This is a genomic window from Corynebacterium sp. TUM25015, assembly GCF_056393505.1.
Genome location: NZ_CM150783.1, coordinates 1,958,189 through 1,978,272 on the forward strand (window position 1 = coordinate 1,958,189; position 20,084 = coordinate 1,978,272).

Genomic DNA, 20,084 nt, shown 5'->3' on the forward strand with positions numbered 1-20,084 from the left:
GTCGCACCATTCTACTCCGGGCGCTTGGCTCCTGACCCGTCGAGGTTCTTGAAGAAGTTGGACGTTACCGCCGTGGCATGTTCGGACCCGCCGCCCAGCACAACCAGAGTGGCGAAAGCCAGGTCACCGCGATAACCGGCAAGCCAACTGTGCGAACCCCCATTGATTTCCGCCTCACCAGTCTTGGCGTACACCTCGCCGGCATCGGCTACGCCAGATCCAGAGCCGTTCGTGACCACGGCGCGCATCATCCGCCGCAGCTGTTCAATGACCTTGGGATCCAGCTTCTTCTTAGCATCCTTCTTGGCCTCTTCGTTCTGAGCCTTCGTGTGATGGTTCTCACCGCTGATCAGATAAGGGGTCGGAGCCCGTCCCGCAGCCACGCTGGAGGCCACCATGGCCATACCAAACGGGCTTGCCAGGTCGAGACCCTGACCGTACCCCGCCTCAGTACGGTCGAGCATCTTTTCGCCCTCGGGCACGGAACCGGTGATGGTATCTAGCCCCTCAATGTCGTAATCGGCTCCCAGGCCAAACTGCGAGGCAACGTCCTTCAGTTCGCCAGGCTTCAGCTTGGTAGAGATATCCGCGAAGGTAGTGTTGCACGATTTAGCGAAAGCATTTTCCAGTGGCGTGCTTCCCAGAGAGAAACTGTTGTAGTTCGTCACGATACGCCCGCCAATATCCTGAGTGCCGGGGCAGCCGACAATGGAATCCGGGGTCAGGCCCTGCTTCTGCAGACCCGCATAGGCCGTGAGCATCTTGAACGTCGAGCCCGGAGGATACTGTCCCATGAGGGCGACGTTTCCATCTTCGTCGGCCTTCTCCGACTGCGCGACGGCCAACACCTCGCCGGTGGAAGGACGCATGACAACCATCATCGTCTTCGAATCGGCGCGAGTATCCACTGCCTTCTGCGCTGCTTCCTGCACCTTGCGCGACAGAGAGACGTGCACGCTCGGAGAAGCCTTCGGGTCCTCTCCCCCGACCTTCGCAACTTCATTCCCCTCGCTGGTAGCAGCGACTACCTTCCAGCCATTTTCTCCCTGCAGGTCTTCTTCAACAACGCTGCGCACGCGGGCCATGATGTCCGGCGCAAAGGATGGATCCGGGCGCACCAGGGAAGGCTCTTCGTTCATCCGCACGCCCTCAACGCCACCAAGGGCACCCTGCAAACGCTTGCCTTGGGTCTGATTAACCGTCAGTACCGAGTACTCACCATCTACGTCTTCGGCCTCGTCGGCCTTCTTCACCGGGTCGATACTCGGAACCGACTTATCGGCACCACGCAAAGCGTCGAGCTCGCCGGCAATGCGCCGCATAGTTCCGAGAACATCGGCTACCTTGTCCTTGTCGACAAGAATGCGGTACTGCGTACCAGGTTCCAACAGCACCGCACCATCGGACCCTACGACATTTGCCACTTTCGCCGGCACGCTACGCAGCTCCAGGTGTTGGTTCGCACCCAGCTCCGGGTGGAGAACCGCCGGCTGCCAGCGTACGAACCAATCGTTCCCCGTGCGAGTAAGAGTCATGGAGGACTCATAGGCGAACTTACGTCCGCCGGGCAGGTCCCAGCGCAGTTCGTACTGTGCGGTTGCCTGATTGTCCTGGGTATTGACGCCCTTCAGTTCGGTCTGCAGGCCTTCGGCCTGCAGAGACGACCACGCCTGTGAGATAGCTTGCATGGCCTTGTCGGGGTTATCGGTCTCCCCTCCCGCGGAGGAAGCCTCGCCGGGATTGGAAAGAGCCGCTAGGAAGGCCTGTGCGGCGTCATCAGCAACATCGGGTTTCGGGGTGCAGGCAGCAACGCCCAGAGCGAGCCCAGCCGTCGTGACGGCGGCGGTGATGGCGCGGCGAGGAGTCCAAGAGGTGGTGCGCATAGCCCCAGAGATTAACAGGGCTAATCGATAATTCCGCGCTCCCTCGCCACAGCAACCGCAGCTGTCCTATTTTTTACGTTGAGTTTGGAGAAGACATGCGCCATGTGGGACTTCACCGTTGCCTCGGTGAGGATCAAGCTCTTCGCAATTGCGCGGTTCGACAGGCCTTGGCTAGCAAGCGTAAGGACCTCCTGCTCGCGGTTCGTCAGGGACTCAAAGGGATTGGCCAGGCGACCCCGAAGCTTGCCGATGATGTTATTGTTCATCACTGTTTGTCCGCCAGCGGCCTGGCGGATTCCCTCGGCCAGTTCTTCTGGGGCACAGTCCTTAAGGAGGTAACCAACTGCGCCAGCGGAAATAGCGCCGAGCACGTCACTGTCCGTGGAGTAGTTGGTCAGAATCAACACCTGCGGGGCAGGTCTATTCTTGCGGATTGCACGGGTTGCCCACACTCCCCCGGACTCGGCGCCCTCACTGCCGGGGCCTTCGCCAAAACGCAGATCCATCAGCACAACATCGGGCTGCTCTGCGGCAGCAATTGCGACGGCTTGCTCGGGTTCACCGACAGAGCCGATGATCTCCACATCGCTCGCTCCCCGCAGCATAGCCTCGATCCCAGCGCGAACAACCGGGTGATCATCGCAGATCAGAACGCGAAGATTTCCGGGCATCCTCTACTCCTAACGGATCGGCATTTGGATAGACACGCCGCAGCCGGCGTCGGGCGCGCTTTCTACATGCATGGTCGCACCGATGAGGTTAGCGCGGCGGCGTACACCGGCTAGACCTACCGGCGAGAGGCTCAGCTTTTCAGCGGCGATCTTGCGAACCTGCTCCTCATCCATGCCACGACCATTGTCGACAACATCCAGGCTCAGCAGATCCTCCTGGTAGGTCAAGGTCACTCGCGCCTGCGTGGCCTCGGAGTGCTTCACCACATTGGAAACCAGCGATTGCGTAATACGCGTCAGCTCCTGTTCAGCCTTTTCATCCAGATCGTAGGGCGCCCCCTCGACCTCAAAGCTTAGGGATTCCCCCATCGGCGTGCCGGAGCACACTCGAGCCAATGCGATAGGCAGGTCACCGCCGACCAGCGGGCCGGGCTGCAGGGCTGCGATAATGCGCCGAGTTTCCGCCAGGTTGTCCTCGGCAGTTGTGCGGGCGAGGCGAAGATCTTCCAGGATCTCCGGATCTTCCACCCGCTTTTCTACGGCCTGCAGAATCATGTGAATGGAGCTTAGGCCTTGTGCGACCGTATCGTGGATCTCCCCTGCCAGGCGCGTGCGCTCACCCATCTCCCCGGCATGTCGGCTCGCAGCCTCCCGGGCACTGGCCTCGTCGCGCAATTCCTTAAAGCCCAGGCCAACGACAGTGGCCACCACTGCGGCAACGATAGGCCCCAGGGCCTCGCCACTCTGGTAGATAGACAGGAACGTCACCACTACATTGCAGACGATTGCTGGCCACATTGGTAGCACACCAACGCATAGGAAGAACAGCGCAAACGCCATAAATGCCGCGCTCGGAGCAACTAGTAGTAGGCACGCCCAGGTGGCGATAACCAAAGTCAGCCACAGCCAAGTGGGGCGCAGCCACAGACCCATCACATAAATAAAACACAGGGCGGCGGCATTCCACGACCAGCCGTCCCTAATGACCGTCACGGCCATCAGCAGCACCATCAGCAGATGTATGCCCACCCCCAGGTAGGACCACGCACGATTCAGCGCTACGACCTTGTTCGATTTAGCTTGGTGAATCATAATCGCTTCTAAGTTTAGCGAGCGCAGGGTGTAGCCCGCCTCCACCTAAAGTATGAGTCGAGGACTACTACTTTGCCCGATGTGCTTTTCTTATTGCCCGCGCAGAATTAGAAGCATGTTAAGCAATAAGTCGTTAACCCCAACCCGGGGATTCATGTTCCAAGGGATACGCGAACTGCGCGGTTCCCGCGGCAAGACGGCGCTCATCATCACCACCGTTTTGCTGATCACCGCTATGGTCACTCTGCTGAGCTCCCTGTCCGCAGGTCTGAGCTTCCAATCCGCCTCTGCACTGGAGTACAAGGTCGGTAGCAACCAACAGCTCGTGCTCAACGATGCTGGCGGCACTGTTTCCCTCAGCACTGGTTCACTTAGTGACGCCCAAGCCCGCGAGGTTGAAAGCCGCGACGGCGAGGTTGTCGCTATGGCTCGCTCGAAAGATGCAGATGGTCAGTCATTCATCGCCATGTCCGATAACGGCAACAAGCCCAGCGAAGAGCTTTACCTAGAGCACCAGCCCATCCACTGGATGAGCACCGAAGAGGTAGAAAAGCTGCCCGGCAGCTCCACCTTTGGCGTGGTCTCCAGCGACGCGGAGCCAATCACCGGCACGGTCATGTTGAAGGGCAAGGAGGCGCTGAATGCCAGCGCTTCATACAAGGGCGAGCAGTCCTCCCTGAATCTGATGATCGTACTGCTCTATGTCATCTCCGCACTGGTGCTTGGCGCATTCTTCACGGTGTGGACAATGCAGCGCCTACGCGGCGTAGCGATCACCATCGCCCTGGGTGGTACCCGCTCCAGCATCCTGACCGACGCCGTCGGCCAAGCATTGGTCGTCCTTATCGTCGGCATTTCCGCGGGCACCCTGCTCACCGTCGGTGTCGGTGGGTTCTTGGAGGGAATCCCCATGGATGTCTCCACCAACACCACTCTTATTCCGGCTGCCATCCTGCTGCTTGCGGGTCTGCTCGGCGCCGGCCTATCCATCATCCCCGTCATGAAGGTCGATCCGCGAAAGGCAATGAACTCATGATCTTCCCAGCACTTGAAGTAAAGAACATCTCCCTCGAGATCACCGACGGCACCACAAAGCGCAACCTACTCACGGACGTTTCTTTCAACGTTGACCCCGGTGAGGTCGTAGGCATCACCGGCCCCTCCGGCTCCGGTAAATCTACCCTGCTGTCCATCATCGGCTGCCTGGAAACCGCTACCTCCGGCTCCGCCGTTCTGCATGGTGAAACCACTTTGGAACTTGGCACCGTCGCGGGGCGCCAGGCTGCGGAAATCCGTCGTCGCCACCTCGGCATCGTGTTCCAGCAGCCAAACCTGCTGCCGTCGCTGACGGCTAAGGAACAGCTCATGGTGATGAACCGTCTGGATAAGCCATTCGGTATCAGCGGGAAAAGGTGGCGTCAACAGGAAGAAAAGGCCGAGCGTTTGCTGAAGGAAGTGGGCCTGGAAGGGCGCGAGGATGGGAAAGTCTCCGAGCTTTCCGGCGGCCAGCAAGCTCGTGTAAACCTGGCTCGCGCGCTAATGAATGACCCCTCCCTGCTGCTGGTTGATGAGCCGACCGCGGCCCTGGATACCACCAATGCACAGCGAGTCACCGAATTGATCGTGGATCTGGCGCGCGAGCGAAACACGCCTGTGCTCTATGTCTCCCACGATCGGGAGCAGCTGGCCACGCTGAACCGCCGCATCGAGCTAGTCGACGGCAAGGTCCGCGAGGTAGAAATAGCGACTATTTAGTCACTCGTACATCGGCCTTCTGGCCTTCGACAGCCTCAAGGCCCTCCTCATCGGCGATGCGCATAGCTTCCTCGATGAGGGTTTCCACAATCTGATCCTCGGGCACGGTCTTAATGACCTCGCCCTTGACGAAAATTTGTCCCTTACCGTTGCCGGAGGCCACGCCCAGGTCGGCGTCACGGGCCTCGCCCGGGCCATTCACGACGCAGCCCATAACGGCCACACGCAGCGGGAACTCCATGCCCTCGAGGCCCGCAGTGACCTCGTCGGCCAACTTGTACACATCCACCTGGGCGCGGCCACAGGACGGGCAGGACACGATCTCCAGTTTGCGGGGGCGCAGGTTGAGCGACTGCAGGATCTGGTCGCCCACCTTGATCTCCTCCACAGGGTCGGCGGAGAGAGACACGCGGATCGTATCGCCGATACCCTCGGCCAGCAGCGCACCGAAAGCCACGGAGGACTTGATAGTTCCTTGGAAAGCCGGGCCTGCTTCCGTGACTCCCAAGTGCAGCGGGTAATCCGACTTAGCGGCAAGCTGGCGGTAGGCCTCCACCATCACGACCGGGTCGTTGTGCTTGACGGAAATCGCGATATCGCCGAAACCGTGCTCCTCAAACAGGCTGGCCTCCCACAGTGCAGACTCCACAAGAGCCTCGGGCGTGGCCTTTCCGTACTTTTCCATGATGCGCTTGTCCAGCGAGCCGGCGTTAACGCCAATGCGAATCGGAATGCCAGCGTCCCCAGCAGCCTTGGCAACTTCCTTAACTCGACCGTCAAATTCCTTGATATTGCCCGGGTTCACGCGCACCGCAGCACAACCAGCGTCGATAGCGCTGAAGATGTACTTCGGCTGGAAGTGAATATCCGCAATCACCGGGATCGGGGACTTCTTAGCAATAGCGGGCAGAGCCTCAGCGTCGACGGTCTTCGGGCACGCCACGCGAACAATATCGCAACCGGAAGCGGTCAGCTGAGCGATCTGCTGCAGTGTTGCGTTGACGTCGTGCGTCTTCGTCGTGGTCATCGACTGCACCGAGATAGGGTGATCGCTGCCGACCCCTACCCCGCCGACCATCAGTTGGCGCGTCTTGCGGCGCGGCGCCAAAACCGGAGGCGGACCGTCGGGGATACCCAGGGAAATACCAGACATGAACGAAGACAACCTTTCAGTCGTGAATGCCGTTAAACTGCCTTCCGATTCTACCGCGAGAATCTAGAAGATCCGGATTGGGTTCACTACATCGGCGATGATGACAATGATGCCGAATACCAACAAAACCGCTGTGGCCGCATAGGTCAGGGGCATGAGCTTGGTGTAGTCAGCAGGACCACCCGGCTGCTTACCGCGCAAACGGCGGAAGAAATCCCGAATCTTTTCGTAGATCACTACGGCAATATGACCGCCGTCCAGCGGGGGCAGCGGCACCAGGTTAAAGGCGGCGAGGAAGAGATTCAGGCTCGCCAAGGTCAAAAGGAAGCTCATCCACTGCTGGTACTGCACCAACTCTCCACCAACGCGAGAAGCACCCACCACACTCATGGGAGAATCATCGGCACGGTGGCCACCGAAGATGGATTCGACCACGCCGGGCACGCGCTGTGGCAGCTCAATGAGTCCGTGGAAAGTGTCATTGACCATTCCCCCGGTAAAGGCCAGGGTTCCGCCGACTGCGCTGGCGGGATTGTAGTGATTCATCACGAGCTGTGGACGCTTCGCCCGAATGCCGACAGCACCTGAGGTCATGGTGTTGCCCGCGGAGTTTACTCGCTCAACAAGTTGAATCTGGAGATCCAAATTCTTGTGCTGACCACCGCGATCGACGACTGCGGGGACGGTAATGCGATCCCCGACCTTCTTGCCGTCGTCGCTTGCGCGCTCGGCCTCGGTAGCAATGGCCTTGGTGAAGGCTTGGAAATCTTCTGTCTCTTCGCCGTTGACGGAAAGGAATGTATCGCCGGTCTTGACGCCCGACTCCGCCGCCGGACCGTCACCCGTACACTTCTGCAATGTGCCGTCCGCATTTTGCTTTGCCGGGGCGCACTGGGTGGATTCGACGGTGGGGGTGAAGACCACACTGCGATCCGGCAGTCCCCAGGCCAGAGCCACTCCATAGAGAATTCCCAGTGCCAGAAGGATGTTCATGATGATGCCGCCGAGCATCACGAAGATGCGACGGTGCGCCGGTTTGTCGTACATGGCGTACGGGCGCTCCTCGTCGGTCATTTCATCCAGCTTCGTCATGCCGGCGATGTCACAAAAGCCGCCGAGGGGTATGGCTTTCAGCCCGTACTCAGTGTGTCCCTTGCGGAAGCTAAAGAGCGTCGGGCCAAAGCCGATGAAGTAGCGCCTCACCCGCATGCCGGACATACGGGCAGCGATAAGGTGCCCTGCCTCGTGCAGGGCGATGGAAAGGGCAATGCCTAGAGCGAAGAGAAGTACCCCTAGTCCGAAAGCCACGTGGCCATCCTTTCGTGTGCCTTCGCCCGAGCTTCGCGCTCCGCGGCCAGCACATCCTCCAAGTCATTGGGTTCGGCGGACAGGTGCTGGCAGGCCTCCATGGTTGCTGCGACCGTATCCACGATGCGGGGGAAGCTAAGCCTGCCGTTTAGGAACTCGACAGCAGCTTCCTCGTTCGCTGCATTATAGACCGCAGGCATGGTGCCGCCGGAAGTGACTGCCTGGCGCGCCAACATCACGGCCGGGAAGACATCATCGTCCAAGGGCTCGAAGTGCCAGTCGGTGGCACCGGAAAAGTCCAGCTTGGGTTGGGCGTCGGCAATTCGATCCGGCCAGCCGAGAGCTAGCGAGATCGGCAGCTTCATCGATGGTGGGGAGGCCTGAGCGATGGTCGCACCATCGATGAAAGTAACCATGGAGTGCACGATCGACTGCGGGTGAACGGTCACTTCGATCTTTTCCGCGGGAATACCGAACAGCAGGCTTGCTTCAATGAGCTCCAGGCCCTTGTTCACCATGGTGGCCGAGTTCAGAGTATTCATTTGCCCCATAGACCAGGTGGGATGGTTGGCGGCCTGCAGCGGAGTGACGTCCTCCAACTGCGCACGCGTATAGCCACGGAACGGGCCGCCGGAAGCTGTCAGAACTAGGGAGTCCACTTCATCTACCCGCCCTGAACGGAGGCACTGAGCCATTGCAGAGTGTTCAGAATCCACGGGAATCAACTGATCCGAGTCCGCGGCTTTCAACACGAGCTGGCCGCCAGCGACGAGCGATTCTTTGTTAGCAAGGGCGAGTTTGGCCTGCGTGCCGAGTGTCGCCAACGTGGCGTCAAGCCCCAAAGAGCCGACGAGGGCATTAAGGATGACGTCGCTCTCCCCCAGCGTCGGGCCGATTTCCTCGACCAGCATGCGGGCGGAGTCCTTCCCGCGGATGCAACGGCTGCCGAATTCCCCGTCCAACCAATCCGCCGTGCGCGCCGAGGCCACAGCAACGCATTGCAGGTCCAGGCCAAACTCGCGCACCTGCTGCGCCAACACGTCGGGTTTGGAGCCGTGTGCGGAGATGCCTACAAGCTCGAATCGCTCCGGGTTATCCGCTATGACCTCTAGTGCCTGTGTGCCGATGGAACCGGTGCTGCCAAGGACTATTACTCGCTTTTTCACGCGGCCTATTCTATTTCTTTTCTTCTGGACGCCCCGCCTCCACACCTAAATTGGGTACTTTCCTGGGCACGCACACGTCCGGATAGGGAAAAACCGGGCGCGATGTGTCAAAATACGAGAGATAGATTTTTTTGACCTTCAGGAGGAAACGGTGGCGCACCACTCTAAGGAAGCTGAAGTTTACAACGGCGTATCCACCGCGGACGTTCCGTCTGCGGCTTGGGGCTGGAGCGAGCTTCCGCGTCGCGGAATCATCACCGCCGGTGTTATCGGCGGCCTGTTCTTGCTGGGCATGCTGTTCGGCAACCACAAGGGCAATGTGGAAAACATCTGGCTGATCGCCCTGGCAGTTGCGGTCTTTCTCGGTGTGGGTCTGTGGGCTGCTCGTCCGTCTTTGGGCAAGCCCAGCAAGACTGTGACCGCTCGCAACAAGCCTGAGGGTCACGTAGAGCCGGTATGGTCCGCTGACCAGCTGAACCTCACGGGCGCATACTCCAACCTGTCCGACGATGAGCTGCGTGCACAGAACATCGATCCGGCATCGGTAACCCGCTAGTTTTAGCTCCCCCCTTACACTGCGCAGGCTCCCAACAGCCTGCGCAGTTTTTTTACCGTTCTTCTGCCGCTAGCTGGCCACAGGCAGCGGCGATTTCCTGCCCCTTGGTGTCACGCACCGTACAGGGCACACCTTGAGCCTCCACACGGCGGACGAACTCATCCTGCCTTTCCTTTGGCGAGGCATCCCACTTCGAGCCTGGAGTTGGGTTCAGTGGAATAACGTTCACATGCACCTTCGTGCCCAGCGCCCCACGCAATTTCTTGCCCAGTAGGTCGGCGCGCCAAGGCTGATCGTTCATATCGCGGATCAAGGCGTACTCGATGGAAACGCGGCGCCCGGAGATGTCGGCGTAATAACGGGCAGCATCCAGTACCTCCTCCACCGACCAACGGTTGTTGACGGGAACGAGTTCATCGCGCAGCTCGTCGTCCGGAGTGTGAAGGGAAACCGCCAGACGAACCTTCATCTGCTCGTCCGCCAATTTGCGAATCGCCGGGGCCAGCCCCACCGTCGAGACAGTGATGTTGCGCTGGGAAATGCCAAAGCCATCCGGAGCTGGAGCGGAGATCTTGTGGATCGTCTCCACCACGCGCTTATAGTTCGCCAGCGGCTCACCCATACCCATAAAAACAATATTGGAGAGGCGCCCGCCCTCGTCCTGCATTACCTCAGCAGCTGCGCGAGCCTGTTCCACCATTTCACCGATGGATAGGTTACGGTCCAGTCCTCCCTGCCCCGTCGCACAGAAGGGACAGGCCATACCGCAGCCGGCCTGAGAGGAAATGCACAACGTCGCCCGATCCGGGTAGCGCATGAGAACGCTTTCCAGCATCGTGCCATCGTGCAAGCGCCACAAGGTCTTCCGCGTCTCCCCGTCGTCGGCCTCCATGTTGCGGATGGGCTGCATAAGCTCTGGGAACAGCGCCTCCTTCACCGCTGCGCGCTTCGCCTCGGGCAGATCCGTCATCTTCATCGGGTCGCCCTGCAGGCGGCCGAAGTATTGACGCCGAATCTGATCTGCCCGGAACTTCGGCAAACCGAGCTCCTGGACCTTCTGCTGCAAGGTCTCCGAATCAAAATCCGCCATATGCGCCGGCGGCATTCCCCTTTTGGGTGCTGCAAACTGAAGTTTCACTGGTGTAGCCATTATGCGCCCCATTATTGCACGGGCCGGGGGTAACCCTCACATCGCCGAAATCTGAACCCAGGGTGCTTTTGCCGTTGAATGGTGGGTATGAACGAGAACCTAAATCAGCAGCCCGAGCCGACACCGCAGTCGGCGTCACCAGAAAAGACGCCAGAACCGGTACAACGACCAACGTCGGCACCGACCCCAACACCAACTCCAACACCAACTCCAACACCAACTCCAGCACCGGTACAAAAGCCAGAGCATCGCGAGGTTAAGAAATCCCTGGCGGGCACCACGTGGGTCGGATTGATCGTCGGTGTGCTGCTGCTGATTGTGTTGCTCGTTTTCATCCTCCAGAATCAAGAATCCGCCGAGCTGCAGCTCTTTGCATGGACGATGACCTTCCCAATTGGCGTGGGCATGCTGATCGCAGCGATCATCGGAGCACTGATTATGGCGCTGGTTGGAGGCGTGCGCATCGTACAGCTACGAAAGCAGGTTCGGGAGTAACTACACTTCCGCCTTCTACACACCGCTGAGCATATTCAGCACGACCCAGGTGATCATCGCCGATGGCAGCATGCCATCCAGGCGATCCATGAGGCCACCGTGTCCCGGCAGCATTCCTGACATGTCCTTGATGCCGAGATCGCGCTTGAACTGCGACTCCACGAGGTCACCGAGCGTGGCGCAGCAGGCAAGGCCGGGCCCGAGTAACAAGCCGATCCAGAACGGGCCGGAAAGAAGCAAGGTCACACACGCCACGCCAATGGCGGTGGATAGAATAAGCGAACCGACGAAGCCCTCCCAGGACTTCTTCGGACTGACGGCAGGCGCCATTGGGTGGGATCCGAAGAGCACACCAGCGATATATCCACCCACGTCGGAGCCGACAACGCACAGCATGAATGTGACAATGAAAGCCCAACCGTCAATGTGATCGCGCTGCATTCTCGAGAGCATCGCGGCGAAGCTGCCGAACAGCGGGATCCAGGTCAGAACGAAAATGCCGACCGCGGTATCCCGCAGGTAGTTATGCGGTGGTGAGGAGCGCCCATAGTGGAAAAGACGCGTGACCATTACCATCAGCACACTGATAACAAAGCCCGCCAGGGCTCCCGTTGGTCCGAAAGGCCAGGATAGCCACACGATCACCTGCGCGCCTAGGAAGAGCACAGGAAGGTTCAGTACATACCCGCCCTCGTACAGACGTCGCCATACTTCGTAGACGGCCAGCGACATGGCAAGGGCGACCAGGGGGTACCACGCAAAGGGAGTGAACAACCCCGCGATGGCAATGGCCCCTAGAAAAACTCCAACGGCTATAGCCTGCTTGAGGTCACGGCCGGGACCGTTCTTTGGTTTCGGGCGAGCAGAGATGGGTACAGAGCCTTTCTTGCGCGGGCACAAAAGAGTGCAGGAGAGCTAAACCTCCAGCAGTTCCTTTTCCTTAGCCTCAACCAGCTCATCGACGCGCTCGACGTAGCTGTGAGTGATCTTCTCCAGATCCTTCTCGGCTGCGCGAACCTCGTCTTCGCCGGCCTCGCCGTCCTTCTGGATCTTCCCCAGCTGTTCCATGCCCTTGCGGCGGATATTACGGATGGCGATCTTTGCATCCTCGCCCTTAGACTTAGCCATCTTAACCATGTCCTTACGACGCTCCTCGGTAAGCTGCGGAATGGTCACCCGCAGCACCTGGCCATCGTTGGTGGGGTTGACGCCCAAGTCGGAGTTGCGGATAGCGTTCTCGATCTCTCCCATGGTGGACTGCTCGTAGGGCTTGATCAGCAGCATGCGCGGCTCCGGCACACTAATGGTAGCCATCTGGGTGATCGGAGTGGGAACCCCGTAGTACTCAGCTACCACGCCGTTGAACATAGACGGGTTCGCGCGACCGGTACGAATGGTCGTCAGGTCTTCGCGGGCGTGCTCCACAGAGCTGGTCATGCGCTCTTCGGACTCAAGCAGAATATCGTCAATCATGTTTAAGAATTTACCAGCCTATAGTGGGGAAAGTGTTGAGGTGTCGGGGTCGTGTTGGCACTAGCTTGTGCTGACATTGCTGTCGACGAGGGTGCCGATACGCTCGCCGGCGACGGCACGGGCAATATTGCCCTCGGTCAGCAGATTGAACACCAGAATCGGCATCTTGTTGTCCATGCAAAGGGAAAACGCGGTGGCGTCGGCAACCTTTAGGCTCTTCTCGATAACCTCCCACGGAGTGATCTCGTGGAACAACTCCGCATCCGGGTTCGTGCGCGGATCGTCGCTGTATACGCCGTCGACGGCCTTAGCCATAAGCAGCACCTCACAACCGATCTCCAAGGCACGCTGAGCAGCGGTGGTGTCAGTGGAAAAGTACGGCATACCCATACCTGCACCGAAGATAACAACGCGCCCCTTCTCCAGGTGACGAGATGCGCGCAACGGGAGGTACGGCTCCGCCACCTGCGTCATCTGGATAGCGGTCTGTACGCGGCAGTCCACGCCTTCTTGCTCCAGGAAATCCTGCAGAGCCAGGCAGTTCATGACCGTGCCGAGCATGCCCATGTAATCGGAGCGGGAACGATCCAGACCCCGCTGCTGCAATTCAGCGCCACGGAAGAAGTTGCCACCGCCGATTACCACCGCTACTTCCACGCCGGACTTGGAGACCTCGGCGATCTGACGCGCGACATTCTGCACAACATCGGGATCGATGCCGACCTTGCCACCGCCGAACATCTCACCTCCCAGCTTCAGCATGACGCGCTTGTAGCCTTCACGGTTTTCGGCTGTAGTCACCGTAGTTGCTCCTTAGTTTCGACAGTTTCGATTTTTCGACGTGGTTCAAACTGGTGGCCAGTTTACCCCACCTCTACAACAGAAAAAGTCCCCGGCACCCTATCGGTGCGGGGACTTTTGTAGCTAAGCCTGGTGGCTATTTAAGCCTGGCCAACCTCGAAGCGCTTGAAGCCCTTCAGGGTCACGCCAGCCTCGTCCATAACCTGCTTAACAGACTTCTTGGACTCGGTGACAGACGGCTGATCCAGCAGGCAAACGTCCTTGAAGTAGCCCTTCAGGCGACCCTCGATGATGTTCGGCAGAGCCTTCTCCGGCTTGCCCTCCTCGCGAGCGGTAGCCTCGGCGATCTCGCGCTCCTTGGCGACAGTCTCGGCCGGAACTTCGTCGTTGCTCAGGAACTTAGCCTTCAGAGCGGCAACCTGCATAGCGGCAGCCTTAGCTGCGCCCTCGTCATCGCCCTCGTAGGAGACCAGTACGCCGACTGCCGGCGGCAGGTCTGCGGAACGGTGGTGCATGTAGACGGCAACCTTGTCACCCTCGATGGTGGTGGCGCGCTTCAGCTCCAGCTTCTCGCCGATCTTTGCGGACAGCTGCTGCAGGGCGTCGATTGCCTTCTGGCCATCAACCTCGACTGCCTCGAGCTCTTCGCGGGAGTTAGCCTTAGCCTCTGCAGCGGCGGCCGCGACCTTGTCGGCGAACTCGATGAACTCGGAGTTCTTAGCGACGAAGTCGGTCTCAGCGTTAACCTCGATCATGGTGTTGCCGGAAACGGCAATCAGACCCTCGGAAGCGGAGCGCTCTGCGCGCTTGCCGACGTCCTTAGCACCCTTGATGCGCAGGATCTCGATGGCCTTGTCGAAGTCGCCTGCGGCTTCTTCCAGGGCCTTCTTGCAGTCCATCATGCCGGCGCCGGTGATCTCGCGGAGCTTCTTTACGTCTGCAGCGGTGTAGTTCGCCATGTGGGGCGATCCTCCTTCTGGTGGAAGTGTTTCATAGTGGCTGAAATAACAGTTTTTAAAATCAGTCCTGTTTTCCAGCCTAGGTTACAAGTAACGCCCACGCCCGTCGGACACGGGTCTAAAACTGTGTCCCATACGGGGGTGGGCGCTATTCGCTGGCCAAAAGCAGCCTATGCCTCGGAAGACTCGGTCTTCTCAGCCTCTGCCTCGGTAGCCTCGGCCGGTGCCTTCTCAGCGTCGCCAGCGGCTTCCTTAGCAGCAGCCTCCTGGCGCTCAGCGCGGGCCTGGCGGCCAGCTTCAACAGCGGAGGAGATGATGCTGGTCAGCAAAGTTGCGGAACGGATTGCATCGTCGTTGCCCGGGATCGGGTAGTCGACAACGTCCGGGTCGCAGTTGGTGTCCAGGATGGCAACAACCGGGATGTTCAGCTTCTGTGCCTCGGAGACAGCGATGTGCTCCTTGTTGGTGTCGACGATCCACAGTGCGGACGGGGTCTTGGTCATGTCCGCGATACCGCCCAGAACGCGCTCCAGCTTGTTGCGCTCGCGGGTCAGCATCAGAACTTCCTTCTTGGTGCGGCCCTTGTAGCCGTCCTCAGCTGCGTCCATTGCCTGCAGCTCCTTGAGGCGGTGCAGACGCTTAGCAACAGTCTGGAAGTTGGTGAGCATACCGCCGAGCCAGCGGTGGTTGACATAAGGCATGCCCACGCGCTCTGCCTCGTTAGCAACGGCTTCCTGAGCCTGCTTCTTGGTGCCGACGTACAGGATGTTGCCGCCGTGGGCAACGGTCTCCTTGACGAACTCGTATGCCTCGTCGATGTAGGTCAGGGTCTGCTGCAGGTCGATGATGTAGATGCCGTTGCGGTCGGTGAAGATGAAGCGCTTCATCTTCGGGTTCCAACGACGGGTCTGGTGACCGAAGTGGACACCAGCGTCCAGCAGCTCGCGCATAGTAACAACAGCCATGGTGTTACAGGGGCGTATCTTCTTCTAGCCGACCATGTGGCCGGCGCCGCCCCTTCCTCGCTTTCAAAGTTTAGGGTTTGACGGTTTTCTTCACGATGCACTCGACACTCACTGTACGTGGGTGGCTTATGCACCATCCTGGCAGATATTCCCCGATGTAGCTGTGGCTCGCCATGTTCGCCCGCTTACGGGACCGTGCTGGTGAGCCATTATGTGGGGTGCGAATTATCTACGCGTAGTCAGTAGCCTTACTTCACCCCGCGGTCTTCGCGAAACCACTTGCACTTCCTTGAGCGGTGCAGAGACGAATCCGGACATACTGCGCTTGCAACACTACCCCCTCTCACGCAGCTAAAACAAGTCCACTACACCGCGCGTCGCACGCAATCTGTGGACAACTTTGACTTATCCACAAACTCGTTCGCTTACTCTTTCTTTTTGGTGACGCCCCCACGCATCATTTCTAACCATGACCCCTTGGTTCTCACGTGTTCTGTACAGCGCTTTTGCAACGGTTTCCCTGTTGTATGCCGCTCCCCTGTCTCCTGCCGTCCCCAGTGCTTCATTTCCGGAGCATTCCACCCAGATTGTGCGTTCTCATCGTCTACCCACTTCCAAGGATGCGACGGTTCTCCGTACTGCGGACATACCCGATCAGGCGTGGAAGCCCGGGCACCGGGGTGTGGATCTCCAGGCGACTCCCGGGCAAGTCATCGTGGCGAGCCGGGGCGGCATTGTAGCCTTTGCCGGCGTGGTGGCAGGCACTCCTGTGGTTTCCATTAGTCACTCGGACGGTATCCGCACGACGTATGAACCGGTGCTGGCTCGGGTAAAAGCAGGACAACAGGTACACCGGGGTGAGCCCATCGGCGTGCTTGCGGATGCCACAGCCCTGCCGGACTATGCCCGTACATCACCAGGACTGTCGTGGGGCGCGCGTATTGAGGGCAAGGAGCGAAAGTATATAGACCCGATGACGCTGCTCGGCAGTGTGCGCGTCAGGCTCTGGGATGTGCCTGGTTAAAAACAGCCTTCAAACGTTCGGTACCTACGTGGGTGTAAATCTGCGTGGTGGACATATTCGCATGCCCCAACAGTTCTTGGACGACGCGCAGATCAGCTCCGCCTTCAAGGATTGCAGTGGCTGCAGAATGTCGCAGACCGTGGGGGGAAAGTTTCGGACCGGGTCCTGCCTGAGTGACCCTGTTCACCACATTGCGAACCTGACGGGGGTCGATGCGCTTGCCGCGCACTCCGACGAAGAGCGCCGAAGTTTCTTTTGCCATTTCTTTGCGCACGGATAGCCACTGCTCCAGCGCTGACACCACTGTGGCTCCGAAAGGAACGACCCGCGTCTTTTTTCCCTTACCCGTGACACGCAGGAGGTTGTTGGAAAAGTCAACGTCGTCGACATCACACCCTGTCAGCTCAGAGACGCGGATACCCGTGGCGTAGAGGAGCTCGACCATGGCCCAGTCGCGAATGCCGGTAGGTGTGGCATCTTCCGGCTCGGCGCGCAGCCCGTCGAGCAGCTCGGAGGCCTGGTCGGCGCGCAAAACTCGCGGGAGCGTGCGCTGCGGTTTCGGGGCTTTAAGTGCGGCAACGGGATTGGCGCTAACGAACCCACGGTGTGCCAGGAAGGCTCCAAAGCCCCGCATACTGGAAGCGAGACGGGAAAGGCTTGCTCGACTTGCCCCGCTGTCTACCGCCCAGCCGAGAACATCACGAGCTCGGTCGAGATCAAACTCCTCGATCCGCTCCTGCCCCTCCAGGGCGTTATCAAGGTCTCGGCGATACGCGCGAATGGTGTTTTCGCTGCGCCCCACCACATGGCGGAGGTGCTGTTCATAATCGTCCAGTGCGGCACTCAACGATGCCTTGTTGCCGACGGGACGGGAGTTGCTCATGTGACTAATGTAGCCGGTCACTCAACCCTAATCCAGCAATCCGCCTCTCTGCGAAGCCTGCCCATCGCTTCCAAGTCGCGTAGGCAGCGGATCACCGTACGAGCTGGCAAACCGGTGGCCTCCACCAATTGAGACAGCCGACCTTCACTCCCCCGGCCGGAGGGCAAACCTGCGGCGTCAAAAATGGCTGTCTGCTCCCAGCTCAGAAGAGACGAGCGATCTTCTTCGGCAAACCCCAGACTCATCTGCTCCCCCAGGGGGCTTAGGTCTTCAATCAGGTCTCGGGCGCTGACTGCCAGCGTGGCCCGCGAGGTGCGAATACGGTCGAGGCACCCCAACGACGCATGCGAGGTCACCGGCCCAGGCACCGCGAAAGTTGGTTTAACGAAGGCCTCCGCCCAGTTCAAGGTGTTGAGCGCCCCGCTCCTAAGGGGCGCCTCCACCACCAAAGTCGCCTGGCCAAGTGCTGCGGCGATGCGGTTACGAGTAAGGAAACGGTGGCGCGCAGGCGGAGTGCCAGGAGGATACTCACTGATCACCAGTCCCCCTGCGGCAATGATGTGCTCGAATAGCTCTGTGTGAGCCTTGGGATAAGGAATATCCAAACCGCAGGCCATCACCGCCACCGTAGGCGCTTTAGACTGCAGAGCCGCCCGGTGGACAAGTGCATCGATTCCCACCGCACCCCCGGAGATCAGGCTAAAACCCGCATCGGCCAGATCTCCAGTGAAAGACTGCGTGACCTGCTCGCCGTAGCGCGTCGCCGCGCGTGTGCCTACGACGGTGACGGAGCGTCGCACGGCAACATCCAGGCGAATATCTCCACGCACCCACAGCGCAAACGGCGCGGCGGCCTGTCCGCGCACGGAAGAATCATGGTCTGCACCTGAATTGGCCATGCGCATGAAGCTGGCGCTAAGTTCCTCCGGCCATTCATCGTCCTCGGGTGTGACAAGTCGCCAGCCGCGCGCAGCAGCCAGCTCAATGTCCTTTGATGGATCCTGTTCATATCGCTGTGAAGTCGCGTCGGCCAGTTCATCGGGCAGTCTGCCACCCCGGCGCGCCAATGCCTCGGCGACCGCTTTAACCTGCGACGCCCCAGCCTTTTCCCATCCTTCCGGCCAGAGCAAGTCCAGCACATCAGTCCGGGAAGCTTCTACGACGCGTCGCAGATAGGCCCACTCATAGAGATTGTCAGTGGTTGTCATGGCTTATGCCACCTCCGTTAGTTCCTGGTCTGCGCCGAAGAGCTCCACCGCGTCGCTGATATGCCCCAGATGTGGCGCGGGTGCAGACTCCAAATCCGCGAGTGTCCACGCCACACGGATGGTGCGGTCAACACCCCGCTGGGTGATAGTGCCTGTTCGAAGCATGTCCTCGAGCAGCAACTCACCGGCTTCATCTACTCCCACCTCCCGCAAATCCTTTCCGGGTACCAGGGCGTTGCTGGCTGTGCCCCACCGCTGACGCGCACGATCCCGCGCTGCAGCTACCCGCTCTGCCACCACCGCGGTGGACTCAGACGAGTTTTTAAGCCCCGCTATCTGCGGTCGCCCCGTAGTGCGGGCAAACACGTCCACCCGATCGCGAAGCGGGCCAGAAAGCTTCGCCTGATATCTGAGCCGGGTTCCGGAAGGACATGTGCAGTCAATGGCCAGCTCTGCCCCGCACGGACAGGGATTCGCGGCTAATACCAGCTGGAAATCCGCGGGAAAAGTCGAAATCCGTTGTGCACGCACAAGCTCTACCCGGCGCAGCTCCATGGGCACGCGCAGAGTGTCGAGGCAGTCCCGGCGCGCCTCACTGACCTCATCGAGAAATAGAACACCGTGGTGTGCGAGACTCACCGCTCCGGGAACTGGCACACGTCCTCCACCAATCAATGCCGCTGGAGTCACAGAATGGTGCGGGGCGATGAAAGGCCTTCGACCGGCAAGCACCTCCGAAAGATTCCCCTTGACCCCCGCTAAAGAATGCACGATGGCAGCCTCCACCCGCTCGCTATCGCTCATTGGCGGCAAGATTCCTGGCAACCGCTCAGCCAGCATGGATTTGCCGCTTCCCGGAGGTCCAATAAGCAACAGGTTATGTCCGCCTGCCGCAGCAACCTCTACTGCCCGGCGTGCCGCCGGTTGTCCCAACACCTCCGCCAGATCCCCCACCTCACGGGGAGGCACCTGTTGCCCTGGTTGTGCTTCCGGTAAGTCTCCGCCTCTTAACCACTCGATAACGCTAGCGAGATTGCGGGCTATCCGCACCGTTACCACCGACTCCGCTGACTCCGCTGCCTCCGCCGCAGCGGCAGCCTCTGCCTCATTGCCCGCCGGAACCACAACCGTGGAAAATCTCTCCATCGCCGCGGCCAATACGAGAGCAAACACCCCTTGTACTGGGCGAATCTGCCCATCGAGTCCCAGCTCCCCCACTAGGACAGTTGCAGACAGTCTGCCAGCCACCACTGCGTCCTCCGCAACCGCGGAGAGCATCGCACACACCATCGCCAGGTCGTATCCCGCCCCCTGCTTCGGCAACCCAGCTGGTGACAGACTCATCACCGTCCTCGACCCCGGCCACGCCACGCCCGAGTTCTTTAACGCCGAGCGGATGCGATCCTTCGCCTGCACCACCGCGGTATCCCCCATACCCACAATCGAGATGCCGGGAAGCCCCCTGCTCACATCACATTCGACGGTAATAACCGTCCGCCGCGTCCCCTCCAACGCCAGCGCTTGCGCATGCCCTACGGCCAT

The 20,084-nt window shown here is 59.8% G+C and carries 20 protein-coding genes; 5 read left to right on the forward strand and 15 right to left on the reverse strand.

What is annotated here, in order from left to right; translation table 11 throughout:
* Positions 1–11 precede the first annotated feature (11 nt).
* Genes AC06DS_RS08895 through AC06DS_RS08905 form a run of 3 tightly spaced genes read right to left on the reverse strand, consistent with a single transcriptional unit; the run spans position 12 to position 3,646 of the window.
* Complete coding sequence (locus tag AC06DS_RS08895) at positions 12–1,883, reverse strand: penicillin-binding transpeptidase domain-containing protein (RefSeq protein ID WP_477100564.1); 1,872 nt, start codon at positions 1,881–1,883, stop codon at positions 12–14.
* A 20-nt stretch (positions 1,884–1,903) separates the two neighbouring features.
* Entirely contained in the window at positions 1,904–2,554 is a 651-nt protein-coding gene (locus tag AC06DS_RS08900) for a response regulator (RefSeq protein WP_448308221.1), read from the reverse strand.
* Positions 2,555–2,563: 9 nt separating this feature from the next.
* Entirely contained in the window at positions 2,564–3,646 is a 1,083-nt protein-coding gene (locus tag AC06DS_RS08905) for a sensor histidine kinase (RefSeq protein ID WP_473963187.1), read from the reverse strand.
* A 115-nt stretch (positions 3,647–3,761) separates the two neighbouring features.
* On the opposite strand from AC06DS_RS08905, the gene AC06DS_RS08910 reads away from it, so the two are divergent.
* Both AC06DS_RS08910 and AC06DS_RS08915 read left to right on the forward strand, forming a co-directional pair.
* Positions 3,762–4,682, forward strand: a complete 921-nt coding sequence (locus AC06DS_RS08910; RefSeq protein ID WP_477100565.1) for an FtsX-like permease family protein — start codon at positions 3,762–3,764, stop codon at positions 4,680–4,682.
* On the forward strand, positions 4,679–5,401 hold the full coding sequence (locus AC06DS_RS08915; RefSeq protein WP_477100566.1) for an ABC transporter ATP-binding protein: 723 nt from the start codon (positions 4,679–4,681) through the stop codon (positions 5,399–5,401). Before AC06DS_RS08910 ends, AC06DS_RS08915 begins: the two co-directional genes overlap by 4 nt.
* Here AC06DS_RS08915 and ispG read toward each other — a convergent pair.
* From ispG to dxr, 3 genes are all read right to left on the reverse strand, one after another.
* On the reverse strand, positions 5,394–6,554 hold the full coding sequence (gene ispG, locus AC06DS_RS08920; RefSeq protein WP_473963184.1) for a flavodoxin-dependent (E)-4-hydroxy-3-methylbut-2-enyl-diphosphate synthase: 1,161 nt from the start codon (positions 6,552–6,554) through the stop codon (positions 5,394–5,396). The two genes, AC06DS_RS08915 and ispG, sit on opposite strands and share 8 nt — an antisense overlap.
* A 63-nt stretch (positions 6,555–6,617) precedes the next feature.
* Positions 6,618–7,862 carry a M50 family metallopeptidase gene (locus AC06DS_RS08925; protein ID WP_476727565.1) on the reverse strand — a complete coding sequence of 415 codons (1,245 nt, stop codon included), beginning with the start codon at positions 7,860–7,862 and terminating at the stop codon, positions 6,618–6,620.
* Positions 7,847–9,073: a 1-deoxy-D-xylulose-5-phosphate reductoisomerase gene (gene dxr, locus AC06DS_RS08930; protein WP_476727564.1), complete on the reverse strand. Its 1,227-nt coding sequence runs from the start codon at positions 9,071–9,073 to the stop codon at positions 7,847–7,849. The genes AC06DS_RS08925 and dxr overlap by 16 nt, the downstream gene beginning before the upstream one ends.
* A 106-nt stretch (positions 9,074–9,179) precedes the next feature.
* On the opposite strand from dxr, the gene AC06DS_RS08935 reads away from it, so the two are divergent.
* Entirely contained in the window at positions 9,180–9,584 is a 405-nt protein-coding gene (locus AC06DS_RS08935) for a DUF2631 domain-containing protein (RefSeq protein WP_477100567.1), read from the forward strand.
* Positions 9,585–9,636: 52 nt separating this feature from the next.
* On the opposite strand, the gene rlmN is transcribed toward AC06DS_RS08935, so the two are convergent.
* Entirely contained in the window at positions 9,637–10,734 is a 1,098-nt protein-coding gene (gene rlmN, locus AC06DS_RS08940) for a dual-specificity RNA methyltransferase RlmN (RefSeq protein WP_477100568.1), read from the reverse strand.
* Positions 10,735–10,821: 87 nt separating this feature from the next.
* Between rlmN and AC06DS_RS08945 the strand changes: the two genes are divergently transcribed.
* Positions 10,822–11,229 (forward strand): LapA family protein, encoded by a 408-nt coding sequence (locus AC06DS_RS08945; protein ID WP_448308213.1) that lies wholly within the window; start codon positions 10,822–10,824, stop codon positions 11,227–11,229.
* Positions 11,230–11,244: 15 nt separating this feature from the next.
* On the opposite strand, the gene AC06DS_RS08950 is transcribed toward AC06DS_RS08945, so the two are convergent.
* The 5 genes from AC06DS_RS08950 to rpsB all read right to left on the reverse strand — a co-directional run bounded on the left by AC06DS_RS08950 (position 11,245) and on the right by rpsB (position 15,427).
* Positions 11,245–12,099: a phosphatidate cytidylyltransferase gene (locus AC06DS_RS08950; RefSeq protein WP_293790354.1), complete on the reverse strand. Its 855-nt coding sequence runs from the start codon at positions 12,097–12,099 to the stop codon at positions 11,245–11,247.
* A gap of 45 nt (positions 12,100–12,144) precedes the next feature.
* Positions 12,145–12,702 (reverse strand): ribosome recycling factor, encoded by a 558-nt coding sequence (gene frr / locus AC06DS_RS08955; RefSeq protein ID WP_293790054.1) that lies wholly within the window; start codon positions 12,700–12,702, stop codon positions 12,145–12,147.
* A 60-nt stretch (positions 12,703–12,762) separates the two neighbouring features.
* Positions 12,763–13,464 (reverse strand): UMP kinase, encoded by a 702-nt coding sequence (pyrH, locus tag AC06DS_RS08960; RefSeq protein ID WP_293790351.1) that lies wholly within the window; start codon positions 13,462–13,464, stop codon positions 12,763–12,765.
* A 179-nt stretch (positions 13,465–13,643) separates the two neighbouring features.
* On the reverse strand, positions 13,644–14,462 hold the full coding sequence (tsf, locus tag AC06DS_RS08965; protein WP_293790051.1) for a translation elongation factor Ts: 819 nt from the start codon (positions 14,460–14,462) through the stop codon (positions 13,644–13,646).
* 170 nt (positions 14,463–14,632) lie between these two features.
* Positions 14,633–15,427: a 30S ribosomal protein S2 gene (gene rpsB / locus AC06DS_RS08970; protein ID WP_293790048.1), complete on the reverse strand. Its 795-nt coding sequence runs from the start codon at positions 15,425–15,427 to the stop codon at positions 14,633–14,635.
* Between the two features lie 589 nt (positions 15,428–16,016).
* Here rpsB and AC06DS_RS08975 point away from each other — a divergent pair.
* Entirely contained in the window at positions 16,017–16,451 is a 435-nt protein-coding gene (locus tag AC06DS_RS08975; protein ID WP_477100569.1) for a peptidoglycan DD-metalloendopeptidase family protein, read from the forward strand.
* Here AC06DS_RS08975 and AC06DS_RS08980 read toward each other — a convergent pair.
* From AC06DS_RS08980 to AC06DS_RS08990, 3 genes are read right to left on the reverse strand one after another with little or no spacing between them, the layout of a single operon-like run.
* On the reverse strand, positions 16,426–17,334 hold the full coding sequence (locus tag AC06DS_RS08980; RefSeq protein ID WP_477100570.1) for a tyrosine recombinase XerC: 909 nt from the start codon (positions 17,332–17,334) through the stop codon (positions 16,426–16,428). The genes AC06DS_RS08975 and AC06DS_RS08980 overlap by 26 nt on opposite strands.
* A gap of 17 nt (positions 17,335–17,351) precedes the next feature.
* Positions 17,352–18,542, reverse strand: a complete 1,191-nt coding sequence (gene dprA, locus AC06DS_RS08985) for a DNA-processing protein DprA (RefSeq protein WP_293790040.1) — start codon at positions 18,540–18,542, stop codon at positions 17,352–17,354.
* Between the two features lie 3 nt (positions 18,543–18,545).
* Complete coding sequence (locus AC06DS_RS08990; protein WP_477100571.1) at positions 18,546–20,084, reverse strand: YifB family Mg chelatase-like AAA ATPase; 1,539 nt, start codon at positions 20,082–20,084, stop codon at positions 18,546–18,548.